This window comes from Mesorhizobium sp. M7A.F.Ca.CA.001.10.2.1 (genome assembly GCF_003998575.1).
Classification (GTDB): domain Bacteria; phylum Pseudomonadota; class Alphaproteobacteria; order Rhizobiales; family Rhizobiaceae; genus Mesorhizobium.
In genome coordinates, this window is sequence record NZ_RZQY01000009.1 from 1 (window position 1) to 16,434 (window position 16,434).

General features: G+C 61.4%; 16 protein-coding genes. 11 read left to right on the top strand and 5 right to left on the bottom strand.

All coding sequences use genetic code 11. The annotated features are described in order from the left end of the window. Window positions 1-2 precede the first annotated feature (2 nt). Window positions 3-1,694 carry an SLC13 family permease gene (locus EN964_RS01290; protein WP_127276119.1) on the top strand — a complete coding sequence of 564 codons (1,692 nt, stop codon included), beginning with the start codon at window positions 3-5 and terminating at the stop codon, window positions 1,692-1,694. 412 nt (window positions 1,695-2,106) lie between these two features. Here EN964_RS01290 and EN964_RS01295 read toward each other — a convergent pair whose 3' ends face one another. Together EN964_RS01295 and EN964_RS01300 are read right to left on the bottom strand one after the other, a co-directional pair. Further along, on the bottom strand, window positions 2,107-2,325 hold the full coding sequence (locus tag EN964_RS01295; protein WP_127266848.1) for a hypothetical protein: 219 nt from the start codon (window positions 2,323-2,325) through the stop codon (window positions 2,107-2,109). Window positions 2,326-2,382: 57 nt separating this feature from the next. Continuing rightward, on the bottom strand, window positions 2,383-2,760 hold the full coding sequence (locus tag EN964_RS01300; RefSeq protein ID WP_127266847.1) for a low affinity iron permease family protein: 378 nt from the start codon (window positions 2,758-2,760) through the stop codon (window positions 2,383-2,385). 422 nt (window positions 2,761-3,182) lie between these two features. Between EN964_RS01300 and EN964_RS01310 the strand changes: the two genes are divergently transcribed. Further along, window positions 3,183-3,482 (top strand): DUF1236 domain-containing protein, encoded by a 300-nt coding sequence (locus tag EN964_RS01310; RefSeq protein ID WP_127266845.1) that lies wholly within the window; start codon window positions 3,183-3,185, stop codon window positions 3,480-3,482. A gap of 189 nt (window positions 3,483-3,671) precedes the next feature. On the opposite strand, the gene EN964_RS01315 is transcribed toward EN964_RS01310, so the two are convergent. Further along, entirely contained in the window at window positions 3,672-3,989 is a 318-nt protein-coding gene (locus EN964_RS01315; protein ID WP_164748698.1) for a helix-turn-helix transcriptional regulator, read from the bottom strand. A gap of 787 nt (window positions 3,990-4,776) precedes the next feature. Further along, on the bottom strand, window positions 4,777-5,358 hold the full coding sequence (locus tag EN964_RS01320) for an amino acid synthesis family protein (RefSeq protein ID WP_127276121.1): 582 nt from the start codon (window positions 5,356-5,358) through the stop codon (window positions 4,777-4,779). Between the two features lie 163 nt (window positions 5,359-5,521). Between EN964_RS01320 and EN964_RS01325 the strand changes: the two genes are divergently transcribed. The 8 genes from EN964_RS01325 to EN964_RS01360 all read left to right on the top strand — a co-directional run bounded on the left by EN964_RS01325 (window position 5,522) and on the right by EN964_RS01360 (window position 14,673). Next, window positions 5,522-7,315, top strand: coding sequence for a helix-turn-helix domain-containing protein (locus EN964_RS01325; protein WP_127266843.1), 1,794 nt, complete (start codon window positions 5,522-5,524; stop codon window positions 7,313-7,315). A 176-nt stretch (window positions 7,316-7,491) separates the two neighbouring features. Beyond that, complete coding sequence (locus EN964_RS01330; protein ID WP_127266842.1) at window positions 7,492-8,469, top strand: flavin reductase family protein; 978 nt, start codon at window positions 7,492-7,494, stop codon at window positions 8,467-8,469. Between the two features lie 22 nt (window positions 8,470-8,491). Next, window positions 8,492-10,003 carry an aldehyde dehydrogenase gene (locus EN964_RS01335; protein ID WP_127270401.1) on the top strand — a complete coding sequence of 504 codons (1,512 nt, stop codon included), beginning with the start codon at window positions 8,492-8,494 and terminating at the stop codon, window positions 10,001-10,003. 27 nt (window positions 10,004-10,030) lie between these two features. Further along, window positions 10,031-11,107 carry an LLM class flavin-dependent oxidoreductase gene (locus tag EN964_RS01340; protein ID WP_127270402.1) on the top strand — a complete coding sequence of 359 codons (1,077 nt, stop codon included), beginning with the start codon at window positions 10,031-10,033 and terminating at the stop codon, window positions 11,105-11,107. Window positions 11,108-11,109: 2 nt separating this feature from the next. Continuing rightward, on the top strand, window positions 11,110-11,934 hold the full coding sequence (locus tag EN964_RS01345) for an alpha/beta fold hydrolase (protein ID WP_127270407.1): 825 nt from the start codon (window positions 11,110-11,112) through the stop codon (window positions 11,932-11,934). A 269-nt stretch (window positions 11,935-12,203) separates the two neighbouring features. Beyond that, window positions 12,204-12,902 (top strand): transporter substrate-binding domain-containing protein, encoded by a 699-nt coding sequence (locus EN964_RS01350; protein ID WP_127276123.1) that lies wholly within the window; start codon window positions 12,204-12,206, stop codon window positions 12,900-12,902. Window positions 12,903-12,958: 56 nt separating this feature from the next. Continuing rightward, on the top strand, window positions 12,959-13,933 hold the full coding sequence (locus EN964_RS01355) for an amino acid ABC transporter permease (protein ID WP_127266450.1): 975 nt from the start codon (window positions 12,959-12,961) through the stop codon (window positions 13,931-13,933). Next, window positions 13,930-14,673: an amino acid ABC transporter ATP-binding protein gene (locus EN964_RS01360; RefSeq protein ID WP_127266451.1), complete on the top strand. Its 744-nt coding sequence runs from the start codon at window positions 13,930-13,932 to the stop codon at window positions 14,671-14,673. Before EN964_RS01355 ends, EN964_RS01360 begins: the two co-directional genes overlap by 4 nt. Here EN964_RS01360 and EN964_RS01365 read toward each other — a convergent pair. Next, window positions 14,670-14,867, bottom strand: coding sequence for a hypothetical protein (locus EN964_RS01365; protein WP_127266452.1), 198 nt, complete (start codon window positions 14,865-14,867; stop codon window positions 14,670-14,672). The two genes, EN964_RS01360 and EN964_RS01365, sit on opposite strands and share 4 nt — an antisense overlap. A 602-nt stretch (window positions 14,868-15,469) precedes the next feature. Here EN964_RS01365 and EN964_RS01370 point away from each other — a divergent pair. Beyond that, on the top strand, window positions 15,470-16,402 hold the full coding sequence (locus tag EN964_RS01370) for a lipid kinase (protein ID WP_127266453.1): 933 nt from the start codon (window positions 15,470-15,472) through the stop codon (window positions 16,400-16,402). Window positions 16,403-16,434 lie beyond the last annotated feature (32 nt).

Here is a 16,434-nt window from a genome sequence, read left to right on the forward strand (position 1 = left end):
ATCTGGTCGCGGCCGCGGCACTGTTGCTTGCTCTCGCGGTTGGCATCGTGCCTTTTGACGAGGCCTTCAGCGGGTTCAGCGACGATATCGTGGTCATTGTCGGCAGTGCTCTGCTGGTGAGCGCAGGGATAGCACGCTCGGGTATCATGGAGGCCGCCATCAAGCGCTTTGCTCCGAAATTATCGGGAGTTCGGTCGCAACTGGCGCTGCTGGTGATCTTGGTCACGATTCTCTCTGCCTTTGTAAAGAATATCGGGGCGCTCGCTATCATGATTCCGATCGCCTTCCAGTTCGCGCGCCGGTCTAACATTTCACCCTCGACATTCCTGATGCCTATGGCGTTCGGATCACTGCTCGGCGGTCTCATGACGCAGGTGGGAACATCTCCCAACATCGTTGTGTCCCGAGTACGAGAGGAGCTGACCGGAACCGCCTTCACAATGTTCGACTTCACACCTGTTGGAGCTGGCATAGCCGCTGCCGGAACGATCTTCCTGCTGTTTTTCTATTGGTTGTTGCCGGTGCGCGAAAAGCTTGGCGGATCACTGAACGAAGCCCTCGACATCAAGAACTACCTTACAGAGGCTCGAATTGTCGCCGACTCCACGGTGCTCGGGAAAACCGTCGCAGACCTCATGAAGCTCGCCGGCGGCGATGCAATCGTGACGTCGATTCTGCGCAATCGCACGATGCGGATGACGCCACTGCCCGACGCGATCCTCAAGGTGAATGACATCCTGTTGCTCGAAGGCGACCCAGAAGCGCTGGATCGCCTTGTCTCCCAGGGCAGGCTCAGCGTGACCGGGGATAGGGTCGCTGGTGACGACACCACCAACGAAATGGTCGCTATCGAAGCCGTAATCGGTGAAAGCTCCTCTTTGATCGGCTGGACCGCCCAGCGCCTTGCCCTTTACGATCGCTTCAATGTCAACCTCCTGGCTGTCAGCCGTCGCGGGGAGCGCCTCGACCGCAGGCTGGCCGAAGTCGAGCTGAGGCTCGGGGACGTTGTCGTTTTGCGGGGCAGTGCAGCCAGGATGCCCGAGATACTTCGTGAACTCGGCTGCTTACCGCTGGCAGAAAGGGCTATCCTTCTTGGTAGCGTCCGCAAGGGTATCGTGCCGGTAGTAATCCTTGCTCTCGCCATGGTGGCGACGGCGTTTGGGCTGCTGCCAGTCTCCGTCGCCTTCTTCGCGGCCGCTGTCGCGATTGTGCTTTTCAAGGTCATTCCGCTCCGCGACGTATACCAATCGCTCGATGGGCCTATCCTCGTGATGCTGGCCGTTCTCATTCCAGTGAGCGATTCGCTGCGCAGTACAGGGGCGACGGGAGTAGTTGCCGGCGAGCTTGCTAGGCTGGGGACACTCCTTCCGGCGTCCGGCGCACTGATGCTCATCCTTGTCGCCGCCATGGCCGTTACGCCATTCCTCAACAATGCCGCCACCGTCCTTGTCATGGCGCCTATCGCCGCCGAGTTTGCTGGTGATCTGGGCTACCGGCCGGAAGCATTTTTGATGGCTGTCGCCATTGGCGCCGGCTGTGACTTTCTCACCCCGATCGGACATCAGTGCAACACGCTTGTCATGGGGCCGGGTGGCTACCGCTTCAGCGACTATCCCCGTCTGGGACTGCCCCTATCTTTTCTCGTAGTCATTGTTGCCGTGCCGATGCTTATGATCGTTTGGCCAGTGGACTGACATCCGATATTCGGATGCCCTCCTTGGAAATCCCACATGACACTACATTCGTGAATGAGGTCTCCGCCGCGCAACTGAGGGCGAAAAATCCAACGGTGAAAAGTTCGGTGTGCGATCCGGCAAAGAGCCTGAAGCAGACGCCCGGTCAGAAAAGCACCACAAAGGCGGAAAGACGTAGGTCGCGCCCAGACTCCGCCTAACCGGCATGCCGGCGGGTCGACATGCTTAACCTCCGCCAAGTGATCGCGCGAACGGCCAAAGCACCCGCCGCTGCTCGTTTCTGAGGGTTAAACTTATGAAAGCCCGCCGCCCCATTTGCGAAGCGCGGGCTTCATCCGCCCCAACTTGTCAATGCAACTTTGGTGCCAAACCTTTTTGGCTCTCTATAGGACAATGGGCTGTCCGACAGCGATCAAACAGACATCCAAAATGCCAGCAGCAGGGCGCATAAGGATGAGACGAGGGCAGCGGTGGCAAAAAGCACGCCCTGCCAATCTGGCGGTGGATCGGACACCAACTTGTCGGGGGGCGGATGATTGTCATTCATGAAAAGCAATTTTGCAACGCCAAGTTTGGTCCCGTAAGCCTTCAGGTTGTCGGCGGAAATGGCCGCCGCCCTACCGAAGGCCAAAGAAACTCAAAATTGCCAAGACGACGACCACCGCACCGACGAGCCAAATGATATTGTTCATGATCTCTCTCCTGTTGCTTTCGAAAGTTCGCGCCTGGCAGCGCCGATCGTTCGGGACGCCTCTGCTTCGAGTTCTACAAGCTTCTCCCTGATCTCCTCCGGCTCGGCGTGCTCCAATCCGACAACGTCATTTCTGGTTTCATTCAGTGAAACGATGATCTCATCGAGTTTGGCGTGAATGGCGGCGGTGTCGCGATAGCCTTGTAGAAGGACAACACCAGTGATCACGATGGCGGCAACCGACAGGGCGTAGGTAACCGCACTTGTCAGACCAAAGGGCACCAGGGCGGTGCACAAAACCATTGCTATGAGAATGACATAGAAGCCCGGCGGCCGAGATAGGAAGTCGGAGGCCGCGAAAAGGAACCGATTCATATCCGGGCCAAAGTCATCAAGGCGACCAGTGCGGTAATCGCCACACAAATAGGCACTGCTGCCAGTAAGCCTGCCTCTAAGATCCGACTCTCTTTGTCGCGCAACATCAGGTCACCTACTCCAAGTTAAAGATATAGGTTCGCGAGCAGCTGGGCGGCTCGCGAACCTGCTATCGGCGTCGTGCTTGGCCAGCACTTTTATCCATCTGCTTTCTCCCAAGTTCGAGAGACAACAGCCGCGGGAGGCAGGCGTTCCAGTCGCTGTCTCTGACAGGACCAATGCGTGTTCTAGGACCAGACTTAGGCCCCAAAGGGACTAGACCTAAGTACCTAAGGCGGAACGTCTAGGGCGGCTCCATGTTCAAGTTGTCGGGCGGCGCGGGACGATGATCGTGTTGCGCCAGTCCCTACGGGAGTGCAGATATGAACATGCTTCTAAAGAACACCGCAGCAGCGATGTTGCTCTTGGCTGGGATCGGCTCAGCCGCCGCGGACGACATCATTATCCAGCCGGAACAAGACACCGTCATCCGCGAATATGTGAAGCAGCAGCCCCTGGCGTCGGTCAAGCTCCCCGGCGTGGAACTGAATGTCGGGACAGCTCTGCCGGACACGGTTGAGATCCATGAGGTTCCCAACGTCAAATACCGCTATGTGGTGGTCGACAACCGCACGGTGCTGGTGGACCCAGGCACCCGAAAAATCATCAAGGTTTACGACTGAACGAACCAATTCAGCCCCGCCGCCATCGCTGGCGGCGGGGCTGAAGCGTATAAATCTCCACATCCGGACGAAGATGAGGAGCCTTAAAGTCGCGACATCGCAAGCGCTCTTGGCACGCCTCTCCGGCACGAATGCGGGAAGCACGTTAGAGCGAAGGCCGAGAGGAAACCTCTCCAAAGGTCTCGGGCTTTATGGATGATGGTCGCGGCCAGGCAGAGTTTTCCTCTCAGCAAGCCAGTCCAGGAGTTCAAGGACCTTCAGGGCACGATCTGTGCACGAGTAATACGCTTTTTGACGCTCCTGCCTCCGGGTGACCAGCCCAAATTCTCGCATTATGCTAAGATGTTGGGAGAGTGCGGAGTTGCTAAGCCCTAATCGCGACGCCAGATCAGAAACGGATATTTCTCCGTCGGCAAGAATGATTAGAGCGAGAAGGCGCTTTTCATTAGCCATGGCAGCGAGCAGCTCGGCGGACGGCGCATAAATGCTGGGCTTTTCGGGATCCATGATGTCTCCCTCACTCACGCGTCGAGCGGGCCTCGCGCAGGCCGAATGTAAAGAACTCGCCTCCCATTTACCGCAGCGGCGGGCCAAGGATGACGTGCCCGGATCGTCGGGCGCTCCGGCGCGTCAGAACTATTAGCGTAGCTTAATGTTCCGTCAGAAGGGCGTCGCTGTCTGACGGTCGGCGTCGGCGGCTAAGCGCCTTAGCTCCTGGATCGCCCCTTCTTCGAAGCCTGGGAACCTTTGGCTTCGGCAGCAAGGCGTTGTTCTCGAAGTCGCGCAGTCTTTAAAAAACGCGCCTCTCTCTCGGCCGCGTTATCAACTTTTGCCTCGCGGTCTGCGCGATCCAATCGGTCATTTGTCGATGCTTCGCTGGGACACTTTGGCCTCCTACCAGAAGACCGTTGAATTTACTTTTCGCTAAATTGTTCCCGCCAATTCGGCGACTGCCTTCCTGACGCTTGCGCACCAACAAAGCGAAAGCCCGCCACCGGCGTAGCGGGCTCTTGAAGAGGCAGGCAATTGGAGGGTACTGGCAAACTAGCTACCGCCATAGTTCCGGCATCAAAGGTGCCGGATCGCAACGCCGCATGTCGACAGCATCGATGGCCGGAGATGAACGGCAAGGACGCCTGTGCAGTTCGCCAAGCACCTTCGGGTCCGGAGAGCCTGCACTGCAGCCTAGCAAGCTCTTCGAAATAGGCCGCGAGATCGTCATCAGCATTCGCCGGCTCTGAACATTGGTGATGCTGTGGTACCCACGGTGATGTTGTGGAACCCAGCGCAAGCCTCACATCGCTGCTTCCTGCTCCATCTCTTTCATGTCCTGAAAGCGGTCCGCAATCCGTGGGTGAACCCGGCCGCCGTCCGCAGCACCGATGGCCACGACAATCTCGTCGGCAGCCGGGCCGTCGGCGATCTGGAAGTTGGCGGTGATGAAATGCGAGCGGCGACCGTTCTCGCTCTTGTGCATCATCGGCAGCGATAGCAGCGCGCCCGGCGCGTTGCGGGTGTTACAGAATTCGAGATAGGTCGTGCCGCCGACGGCGTCGCGGAAGACATTGCCGAAGCGCAGCGTATGGATCATGGCGGAGGCATGCTCGATCTCGCCGGCGGTTCCGACGGCGGCCGCCTTGCCGTAGCTTTCGATGCGTTCCGCCTGCATCAATCCAATCAGGCGGCTCGTGAGTTCCTGCCCCAGCCGGGGCGCTATGGCGACAATCTCCGGCCGCAAATGCTCGACGAAGCCGCGCCCGGCCCATGGATTGCGCAGGACGGCTGCCACCACGATCGACGTTACCGGCCTTGCACCCGCTTTGCCGCCTTCGGTGTGCACTTCCTCGATGAAGGTGCTGACTTTTCGCAATTCCATGATTTGGCCTCCCCAGGTGGAAGCTCAAGATAATGCACGCCAACCGTCGGGTATTCCTCCGGTTCGTAGGAAGAAACGGCGTGCGTCCCGCTTGGAAGCGGTGTAGCGTTCGTATATCCGCGACGGCTTAAATTCGCCCTTCGCGAGCGGCGGAAGATCAGGCGTGGACCACGAATCGCAAATTCTCTCCTTGCGGGACGCCGCCAGCCTCATCAATTCGGGCGGCGATCTCCAGTCCGTGCTGCGCCATCTCGTGCTGGCGGCCTGTCGTCATGCCCAATGGACTTTAGGCTCGATCATGGGCATCGACGCCGCCCACGGCCACGCCTATGTCATCGTGCGCCACGACCCGACGCTCATTCACCGCACGTTGCCGGACCGTTGGGAGCTGGCCACCAGTCCCTCGATCGTCGCGCTCAACCGCAACGAGCCGGTCTACATCAGGGACGCGCGCGTATCGGAGGAGTTCCCGGGCTACCGCCGAGAAGCCTTCGAGCGCGACTACCGCAGTGTTCTGGTCATGCCGATGAACTGCGTCGACGAAGACGGCCGGCCGATGGTGCTGACCGTCGTTTCGCGCGAGATCACCGAAGTGACGGCGCAGGATATCGCCTTCATCGGCATGATCGTGCATCTGGGTGAGATCGCGGTCGAGAAGCAGCATCGGCTGCGCCAGGAGAAGCAGGCCGGCGAGCGTCTGCAGCGCGCCCTATCGGCGCACACCTCGCTTCTGCAGCAAGCCTTGTCGGACGGATCGGTGGCCTCGCTCGCCGAAAAGGTCAGCGAGCTGCTACCCAATCCTGTGGTGGTGATCGATTTCCATGCCAATCTGGTTGTCGCCGGCCGTTCCCCGAGCGAGGCGCATTTCGACGCCGCCTCCTGGCAGCAGGCGGTGAGCGGAACGCTCAGCCGGCAGATCTTCAAGATAGCGCGCGGCGTGTCCGACGGGCGTCACACCGAGACGCTGTTCGTCGATGACGGCAAGCGACAGCTCAAGCTTTCGGTGCGCATCGAGCCGCTTAGCATCGACGCCGAAGTGGTTGGCGCACTGATGATTTTCCCGACGCCTCACGAGTCTGGTCAACTCGATCAGATGCTGCTCGACAGCACCAAATTCGCACTCAGCGTGCAGATGATGCGCAGCTTCGTGCGCTTCCGTTTCGAGACGCGCTCGCTGACCGAGCTTTTCCTGGAGGTGGCGGAGCGCCGCTGGCGCGACGAGGCCGATATCGTCAGTCGCGCCCGCCGGCTGGGGCTCGACTTGACCGTTGCACAGAAGATGATCGTCGTCGACCTCGCCGAACAGGACGGTGCCATCGGCCTTGCCGATCCGCATCACGAGGTCATGCGTCTGCTGCAGCAGGCCGGCATTGCCGGCACGGCAATCGCGGTGGAGGATGGGCTTGTCTGTCTTGTCCCGGCCGATACCGGGCAGGATGGCGCGCGCTTCGCGAAATTGCCGCACAAGATTGCGGCCGGGCTTGGCCGCTATTTCGAAGCTGAGCCGGTGGTTGTGCTTTCCGAGGCCTGTGCCGCGCTGGTCGATTATCCCATCGCCTGGGAGCGGTGCCGCCGCATGATCCGGATCGGCCGTTCCTTCGGGCGCACCGGCGTTTTTGCCGGCCAGGATTTCGGTCCGCTGCCGATATTGGTCGCCGCTGCCGACGCTCCGGACGTGCGCGGCTTCGTCGACGAAAGTGTCGGCGCCCTGATCGCGCATGACCGCGAGCACGGCACGCCCTATCTGGAGACGTTATTTGCCTATCTGCGCGAGGGCTGCCGCAGCCAGGCCTGCGCCGACGCCATCGGCCTGCATGTCACCACCTTACGCTATCGCCTGTCGCGCATGGAGGACCTGTTCGGCATCCGTCTCGACACGCCCGAACAGCGCTTCGCGGTTGAACTCGCGATCCGTCTCAGCGGCATCATCGACAGCCGCACGCCGACAGCCCGTTAGACTCTGTTGACCTCGCCACCACTGTTTCGACGCGGCAGCCGCCGCAAGTGCAGGCGCGCTGCGCCTGCACTTGCTCGGGATGGCAGCAGCACGCCCCGACATCTTTCCTACAGACCGGAGGAAGAAGGCCGGCCGTCTCTTGCCTAGCTTTCATCCGACACTATGGGAGGAAAGCAATGGCGGACGCGGTGGTACACAGGACGATCGACCCGATCGCCTTGCGTCGTGCCTTCGGCACCTTCGTCACCGGCGTGACCGTCATCACCACGCGCGACTGCGACGGCAATCCGCGCGGCATGACCGCGAACTCCTTTACCTCGGTCTCGCTTGACCCGCCGTTGCTCCTGGTCTGCGTCGCCAAGGCGGCGGCGAGCTTTCCCGCATTCAACGAAACACGGTCCTTCGCGGTCAATTTCCTCCATGAAGGCCAGGTCGACGTTTCTTCGGTGTTCGCATCCAAAGCGGCGGACAAATTCCAGTCGGTCAACCATGACCGCGCCCACACCGGCGCGCCGATCCTCACCGACAGCCTGACATGGTTCGACTGCACCGTTCACAACCGCATCGAGGCCGGCGACCACATCATCCTGATCGGCCAGGTCCAGGCTTTCGGAACCAGCCCATCGGCGCCGCTCGGGTTTTGCCGCGGCCGTTACGCCAGCGTAAAGGATCCGCTGCCTGCCGGCTGGCTGGCCTCGCAGGACATGATCATCGGCTATCTTGTCGAAGCCGGCGACCGCATCCTCTTGCGCACCGATGGCAAGGGAAGTTGGGTGCTGCCGACGGCGCGGCGCCGCAAGGCCGACAGTCAGCTCGTCCTCGATGGCGGCGAGGCGCTGACCCTCGTCCCTGAAAACACCTTCCTCTATTCGGTCTTCGACGTCGCCGACAGCGACCCGGGCTATCTCATCTACCGCGCCGAACTGAGCCGTGAGAGCGCTGAAGCCGCACTTCCGGAGGGTCACGCCTTCTTTTCCGTCGACGCGCTGCCCTATGAGCGGATCGCCACGCATGAACTGCGCGCCATGCTGCGCCGCTATGCCCGCGAGCGCCAGGACAAACGCTTCGGCATCTATATCGACACCGGCGATGGCGGCCGTGTCGCCATGATCGACGGCCAGTCGCAATCGTGGACGCAGGCCGCGTCCGAATGATGCTCCACGCAGGACAGACAGCATGAAAACGACGGTCGGATCGCTCGAAGGCTCACGCCAGAACCTGTTCATCAACGGGGCGTTCGTGGCGCCGAAAACCGGGCAGTACATCGACAGTTTCGACCCGACCACCGGCAAGCCCTGGTACGAGTTCGCCGAGGCCGGCGCCGAGGATGTCGGCGCGGCCGTCGAGGCCGCACGTACCGCTTTCGCGGCGCCTGCCTGGCGGCGCATGACCCAGACCGACCGCGGCAGGCTGGTGCGCCGGCTGGCGGAACTGGTGCTGGAGCACGCCGACGCGCTGGCGCTGATCGAGACCCGTGACAACGGCAAGCTGCTCAAGGAAATGCGGGCGCAGATGCGCGCCATGCCCGACAGCTACACCTATTTCGCAGGGATGGCCGACAAGCTGCTCGGCGACACCATTCCGGTCAACAAGCTCGACATGCTCAATTTCAACCTGCGCGAGCCGATCGGCGTCGTCGGCATGATCACGCCATGGAACTCGCCGCTGATGCTGCTCACCGGCACGCTGGCGCCATGCCTGGCGCTCGGCAACACGGTGGTCGTCAAGCCGTCCGAGCATGCCAGTGCCTCCACGCTCGCGCTGGCCGAGCTGATCATGGAGGCCGGCTTCCCGGCCGGCGTCGTCAATGTCGTGACCGGCACCGGCGCCGTGGCGGGGGACGCGCTGACCCGGCACCCTGGCATCGCGAAATTCGTCTTCACCGGTTCGACGGCGACGGGCCGGCGGATTGCCGCCAATGCGGCTGAGAACCTCATCCCCTGTTCGATGGAACTCGGCGGCAAGTCGCCACATGTCGTCTTCGACGACGTCGACATCGACCATGCCGTCAACGGCGTCGTGTCCGGTGTGTTCGCGGCGGCTGGGCAGACCTGCGTCGCCGGTTCGCGCTGTTTCGTCGAGGCCAGCGTCTACGATCGGTTCGTCGAGGCGCTGGTCGAACGCACGCGGCGCGTGCGGGTCGGGCTGCCGATGCTGGAGGAAACCGACGTCGGACCGCTGGCGCTGTCGGTGCAACTCGCCAAGGTAGAAGGCTACGTCGCCTCGGGCGTGCGCCAGGGCGCGCGGATTGCGGCCGGCGGCAAGCGGCCGCAGGCGGATGAGCTTGCAGGCGGCTGGTACTTCGAGCCGACCGTGATGACCGATGCCGACAACGGCATGGACTTCATGCAGGAGGAACTATTCGGTCCTGTCGTCGGCGTCATCCCGTTCTCGTCGGAAGACCAGATGATCCGTCTCGCCAACGACACCCGCTATGGCCTCGCCTCCGGCATCTGGACCCGGGACATCAACCGCGCGCTGCGTTTCGCCAGGAATGTTGAAGCCGGCACCGTCTGGATCAACACCTACCGCGCCTCGTCCTTCATGTCCGCCAATGGCGGCTTCAAGGAGAGCGGCTACGGGCGGCGCGGCGGCTTCGACGCCATGGAGGAGTTCTCGCGCCTGAAGAACGTCGTCATCGACTACTCGGGCGCGATGCAGGACCCCTTCATTATCCGCCTTCGCTGACCAAACCGACGCACTGGGGAGACCGACATGAAATTCGCCGTTTCGCTGACCATGGAACGCTTCTCGCCCGACATGCCGATGTCGAAGGTGAAGAGCAATCTCCTCGAGTTGGCGCGCCTGGCCGACGAAGGTGGCTTCGAGACGCTGTGGACGGCCGAGCATCACACGATCGAATGCACGATCTCGCCCAACCCCCTGATGACGCTGACCTGGCTTGCCCAGCATACCGAGCAGATCCGCCTCGGCACCTCGACGCTGGTCGCGCCCTACTGGAGCCCGATCCGGTTGGCAGGGGAGGCGGCACTTTGTGATCACCTGACCGGCGGGCGGCTGGAGTTCGGCATCGCGCGCGGTTCTTACCAATATGAGTTTGACCGCATGGCCGGCGGCATGCCGCAGCAGGAAGGCGTTGCCTATCTGAAGGAGCTGGTGCCGGCGGTGAAGAAGCTGTGGGCACAGGATTATGCCCATGACGGCGATTACTGGAAGTTCCCACTCGCCGCCGGCGTGCCGAAGCCGCTGCAGAAGCCGCATCCGCCGATCTGGGTGGCCGCGCGAGACCCGGGAACCTTCGACTGGGCGGTCGGCATCGGCGCTTCGATCCTGTCGACGCCCTTGTCGGCGCCGGCGGCCGAGATCGCCGTGCTCGGCGAGAAATTCCGCAAGGCCGTCGCCGATCATCCAGAGGTGCCGCGCCCGCGCCTGATGATGCAGCGGCGCACCTGCGTCTACGAACGAGCGCAGGACTGGGAGATCGCGGTCGGGCATGCCATTGACTATGGCCGCGCGTTCGAGAACCTGTTCCAGAACATCGGCACCGTGCAAAACGGCTTTCCCGAAGCTATCCCCTACGAGAGAGTCAAGGGCAAAGACAATTACAATCCCGAGAACATCCGTCGCAACCTGATGTTCGGCACGCCCGACGAGGTGATCGAGAAGCTGCTCGACTATGAAGCCGCGGGCGTTGACCAGTACTGCCTCGGCCTGACGTTCAACCTGCCGTTCGAGCTGCAGAAGAAGACGATCAAGCTGTGGGTCGACGAGGTGATGCCGGTCTTCGCCGCGCGCGAGCGCGACAGGGCGCGCCAGGCGGCGAGGGCGTGACTATGGCGCGCTCCGGCCAGCTCGATGTCGATGGCGTGCTGCTCAACTGGCGCCTTGAGGGTGAGGGTGGGTTGCCGCTGGTCTGCATCCATGGAGTCGGCTCCTATCTCGAAGCCTGGAGTGGCGTGGCGGGCCAACTGAAAGATCGCTTCTCGGTTCTCACCTTCGACCTGCGCGGCCATGGCCGCTCCAGCCGGATCAAGGGCCGTTACGAGATCGACGATTTCGTCAAGGAAACGCTGGCGCTGGCCGACCATGTCGGGTTTGCCACCTTCCATGTGGCCGGGTTTTCACTGGGTGGCCTGATCGCACAGCGCCTGTCGCTGACCCATGCCGAGCGCCTGAAAAAACTGGTGTTGCTGTCGACGGTCGCCGGCCGCACGCCCGAGGAACGGCACGCGGTGCGTGGCCGGCTGGCGGCGCTGATGGCGAGCGATGCCTCAGTGCATCATGAAGCCTCGCTGTCGCGCTGGCTGACGGAGGATTTTCAGGACAGCAACCCGGAGACCATCGCCGAGTTGCGCCGGCGTGACGCTGAAAACGACCGCGACTGCTATGCGGCCGCCTATCGCGTTCTGGCCGAGACCGATTTCGGCGGCATTCTCGACCGCATCACCTGCCCGACGCTGATCGTGACCGGGGAGGACGATCAGGGCTCCAGCCCGCGGATGGCACGGCTGATGCACGAACAGGTGCAAGGGTCGCAACTCGCCATCCTGCCCGGACTTCGTCATTCGATCCTGATCGAGGCGCCGGCTCGGGTTGCCACGCTGATGGGCGATTTCCTGATGGACGCTGACCGCGGGAAAGGGGGGCGGCGCCGATGAATAGCAGCCTTCGCGATGCGAAAGCCAACGCCGGACACCAGGGGCTGCACGACACCTCGCAGGGAGCGGGCCGGGACCTTCCCTGTGATCGGGGGAATGGCGACGGCAAACATCCTCCGCCACATCGGAAGACCGGACCGGCCGCGACGTCGCTAAATCCGCGGGCCTTTGGGAGAGGACGCCGACCAGGTCGGCACGAAATTGCGACGTCACGACCGGCTGAACGGAAGTGACTGCAAGGAACTGAACAACAACAGGGGAATACGGATATGACATTCTGGAACAGACCACAGCTGACGTTGGCCGCGATGGCGCTTGCGCTTGGCGCATATCCTGCTCACGCAGGCGCGGTGCTCGACCGCGTTGTGGCGGCCGGCACGCTCAAGGTGGCGACCGATGCCAACTGGGCGCCGCAGTCCTTCGTGAATTCCAGCAACGAGCTGGACGGCTTCGATGTCGACGTCGCCAAGGCGATCGGCAAGCACCTCGGCGTCAAGGTCGAGTTCATCACGCCCGGCTGGGACATCATCACCGCCGGCCATTGGGCGGGGCGCTGGGACATGCATGCCGGCTCGATGACGCCGACCACCTTCGAGGCCTATGCCAAGAAGGATCTGACGCTCGACGCCGCCGGCGCGCCGCCATTCGAGTACAAGCTCAACCCGAAGGAGGTCCGCTCCTACGAGAATTCGACGACCGCCTTTGACGACCTCCGCCTCGGCGACGGCGTGCGCCTGGACGCGGTGGTCTCTTCACTGCCGTCGATCCTCGACGCCGAGAAGGCCGGTTACCCGATCAAGCAGCTGGGCGACCCAGTATTTTACGAGCCGCTGGCGATCGCCACCGAACGCGGCGATCCCGAACTCTCCGCCAAGATCGGCGACGCCGTGAAAGCGATGAAGGAGGATGGCACGCTGAGCAAGCTTTCCGAAAAGTGGTACGGGCAGGATTACTCGAAGACCAACTAGCCCCCTTAAAAGGCGCCTGCCCCCCGGGCAGGCCGCCGAACAGCCGGTGCTCAAAGATGCTTTATCCGGATACCGTCGAAGCCGAAGTCCTCGTCCACAAACCCTGGTTCGTGGCTACGATGTTCGGCGTCGTTCTGCTTCTCTTCATGGCTTTCAACATGTCGAGCACCAGCTTTGCCGAACTGATGCGCCCCGTGATCGGCGAACCGTCGGTGAGTGGCTTCTACGGCCGCTTTGCCATTGCTTTCGCCATAGCGGTGATCTTCACCTTGAATGTCGTGTTGATCGGCTTCGCGCCGCTCAAGTTCCAGATCGGCATCGTATGGCTCGAACTGCTGCTCCTGTTTGTTGGCTTCTTCGAGACGTTCCATCTCAGCTTGCCCTTTATCAGAGAGAAACTGCCGTTCCTGATCAGCCAGGGCGTTGTCACCACGCTCTACGTCTCGGCGATTTCCATCGTCATCGCTTCGGTCATCGCGGTGGCGGGAGCGGTCGCCAAGCTCTCCAACAATGGCTTCGCCTACGCCATCGCCAGCTTCTACACCTCCTTCTTTCGCGGCCTGCCCCTGCTGATGCAGGTCTATCTGATCTATCTCGGGCTGCCGCAGCTCGGCTTTGTCATTGATGCGGTTCCGGCCGGCATCCTGGCGCTATCGCTCTGCTACGGCGCCTACATGACCGAGATCTTCCGCTCCGGCATCCAGAGCATCGATCGCGGCCAGTGGGAGGCGTCGCGCTCCATGGGCTTCGGCTTCACGCTGACCATGCGTCGCATCATCCTGCCGCAGGCATTGCCGGTCATCATTCCGCCAACGGGCAACCAGTTCATCTCGATGCTGAAGGATTCCTCGCTGGTCTCGGTCATCGGCGTGTGGGAGCTGATGTTCCTGGCGCGCACCCTCGGACAGAAGACCTTCCAGCACATGGAGATGCTGATCTCGGCAGCGATGATCTACTGGATGCTGTCGATCTGCCTCGAACTGGTCCAATCGCGGATCGAACGGCATTACCACAGGAGCAAGGTGCGATGAGCGCCCCCGCCATCATTGAAGCCAAGTCCGTTTCCAAATGGTATGGCCAATTCCAGGCGCTGAAGGACATCAACCTGATCGTCCACAAGGGCGAGCGGATCGTGATCTGCGGGCCCTCGGGTTCCGGCAAATCAACCCTCATCCGCTGCTTCAATCGCCTGGAGGCGCATCAAGAGGGCGACATTGTCGTCAACGGCGTTGCCTTACATGGCAAGATGACCAACGTTGCCGCCGTGCGTTCCAACGTCGGCATGGTCTTCCAGCACTTCAACCTGTTTCCGCACATGACGGTGCTGATGAACTGCATGGCCGGCCCAATGTGGGTGAAGGGCGTATCGGAAAAGCAGGCGCGCAAGACCGCGCTGAAGTTCCTCGAGCGGGTCCGCATTCCCGAACAGGCGAACAAGTTCCCCATCCAGCTGTCCGGCGGACAGCAGCAGCGCGTGGCGATTGCCCGCAGCCTGTGCATGGAACCGGCTGTCATGCTGTTCGATGAGCCGACCTCCGCACTCGATCCGGAAATGGTCTCCGAGGTGCTAGAGACGATGACGGGATTGGCTCGGGACGGCATGACCATGGTGTGTGTAACACATGAGATGGGTTTTGCTCGTGCGGTTGCCGACCGGGTGATCTTCATGGACGCTGGGCAGATCGTCGAGGAGGGCACGCCCGACGGGTTTTTCGGCCACCCTTGCCATGATCGAACCAAGTTGTTCCTCAGCCAGATACTAAAGCATTAAACTTCCAGAAAAAAATGCGTGGATGCGCTGGACGAACGGCCCGTGCCTTTCCTCGACCAGCAACGCGCCGGCTGCCGCGGTTTCACCACGCCATTTTTCCTGTCCGTTTCTTCCTTTGCGCGCTTCAACGATTTCTCGGCACGTTTGACGCACAACCTTGAACTGCCAAGTTCGAAATCCAGAATTTCAGCCATCGTTCCCCTTCCTATGCGGTTGCGGTCCCTTCGGCTGATAATTACGGCTGTTCTGTTTGGTTCCGGCCAATCGCGACCCGGCTCCAGATTTTACAGGAGCCAGGCCGATCTGGTCCTGCCGATTTAAATCTCTCCGGCAATGGGCTTGAGCGCATCTTCTGTCGCAGGCTCCAGCGGGGCGCGGCAACGTTCCGGAGCAAAGCGGCGCGCCGAAGGACGATCTGAAATCCGCCCCGGGACATATCCGCGATGCGATCGACCGCGCTTTCAAGCTTTCGCGCGATAGATAGGCGCGCCGATGATCATGGAAACCTTCGACCATGTTCACTCCGAGGAGGTTTCAAGTTGTTTGGGGAATGACATGTGCCGGCCAAGTGGCCTATCTCACGCATCGCCAGCACCTATGCGATTGCCAAGACGGCTGTGCCGGCGTGACGGTCCACGAACTCGAATAGCGATCCTGGGGACCGCTGGATGTCGCAAATTGCGCCGTTCGCAACGTCGCGGCGGAGGTAGGTCCGGTTTGAGTCGAAAGCTTCGGTTGCGGTCGAATGAGCAACCGCCCTATGTGCATGCGTCATGACCATCGGATCGATCTTTGAATGAGCAAATTAGCCACAAGGCGCGCATTGCTGCTCCTCAATCCAAAGGCGCGGCGCGGCCAAGAGCTGATCGCCCCGATTGTGGAGCGGCTGGAGCGCGGCCGGCTTTCTGTCGCTGTCGAAAAGTTCGAGGCGTTGCCGGAGATCGCTCGTGACATCGTTCGCTTACGCCAAACGGCCGACCTTGTGGTCGTGTGCGGTGGCGATGGTTCGGTGTCGGCGGCGGCGATGGCTGTAGTGGAAAGCAGCCTGCCGATGGGCATTATTCCTATGGGAACGGCTAATGACCTCGCTCGCACACTCGACATCCCTATGGATCTTCTGCAGGCCGCTGACGTGATCGCGCAGGGCCGACTCCGGCAGATCGATATCGGCACGGTCAATGGCAATGCCTTCTTCAACGTTGCGAGTATCGGACTCAGCACTGAACTGGCGAAGGGTCTGGATCCCACTTTGAAGAAGCGTTTCGGCAGGCTCGGCTATGCGCTGGCGGCGATGAAAGTGTTGACGCGGGCCACGCGGTTCCACGCGAAGATTGTTGAGAAAGGCACGTCGACCGACGTCGAAACCTACCAAATTGCGGTGGGAAACGGTCGTCATTACGGCGGCGGCAACGTGGTGGAAGAGACGGCCGAGATCGATGACGGACATCTCGATCTTTATAGCTTGGAAATGACGAACCTTTGGAAGCTGGCGCTGATGCTCCGCTCCTTCCGGTCTGGAAGGCATGGCGCCTGGCGAGAGGTGCGCACGGCTAGGTGCGTCGAGTTCGACATCGAGACGGAGAAGCCGATGCCGGTCAACACCGATGGTGAGATCGTCACCTCGACACCAGGCCATTTCAAGGTCCATCCAAAGGCGATCTCGGTCTTTGCGCCTCCGCCCGTGGGCATTCGACGTCGCACAGAAGGAGCATTCGGTGCGGACCTTTGATTTGTCGGGCGACCATCCCGGTGTCAAGGCTG

Coding starts and splice junctions, on each gene's coding strand:
- EN964_RS01355 (WP_127266450.1), top strand. CDS start 12,959: ATGCTTTATCCGGATACCGTCGAAGCCGAAGTCCTCGTCCACAAACCC.
- EN964_RS01350 (WP_127276123.1), top strand. CDS start 12,204: ATGACATTCTGGAACAGACCACAGCTGACGTTGGCCGCGATGGCGCTT.
- EN964_RS01365 (WP_127266452.1), bottom strand. CDS start 14,867: ATGGCTGAAATTCTGGATTTCGAACTTGGCAGTTCAAGGTTGTGCGTC.
- EN964_RS01345 (WP_127270407.1), top strand. CDS start 11,110: ATGGCGCGCTCCGGCCAGCTCGATGTCGATGGCGTGCTGCTCAACTGG.
- EN964_RS01360 (WP_127266451.1), top strand. CDS start 13,930: ATGAGCGCCCCCGCCATCATTGAAGCCAAGTCCGTTTCCAAATGGTAT.
- EN964_RS01335 (WP_127270401.1), top strand. CDS start 8,492: ATGAAAACGACGGTCGGATCGCTCGAAGGCTCACGCCAGAACCTGTTC.
- EN964_RS01315 (WP_164748698.1), bottom strand. CDS start 3,989: ATGGATCCCGAAAAGCCCAGCATTTATGCGCCGTCCGCCGAGCTGCTC.
- EN964_RS01340 (WP_127270402.1), top strand. CDS start 10,031: ATGAAATTCGCCGTTTCGCTGACCATGGAACGCTTCTCGCCCGACATG.
- EN964_RS01330 (WP_127266842.1), top strand. CDS start 7,492: ATGGCGGACGCGGTGGTACACAGGACGATCGACCCGATCGCCTTGCGT.
- EN964_RS01310 (WP_127266845.1), top strand. CDS start 3,183: ATGAACATGCTTCTAAAGAACACCGCAGCAGCGATGTTGCTCTTGGCT.
- EN964_RS01320 (WP_127276121.1), bottom strand. CDS start 5,358: ATGGAATTGCGAAAAGTCAGCACCTTCATCGAGGAAGTGCACACCGAA.
- EN964_RS01370 (WP_127266453.1), top strand. CDS start 15,470: ATGAGCAAATTAGCCACAAGGCGCGCATTGCTGCTCCTCAATCCAAAG.
- EN964_RS01300 (WP_127266847.1), bottom strand. CDS start 2,760: ATGAATCGGTTCCTTTTCGCGGCCTCCGACTTCCTATCTCGGCCGCCG.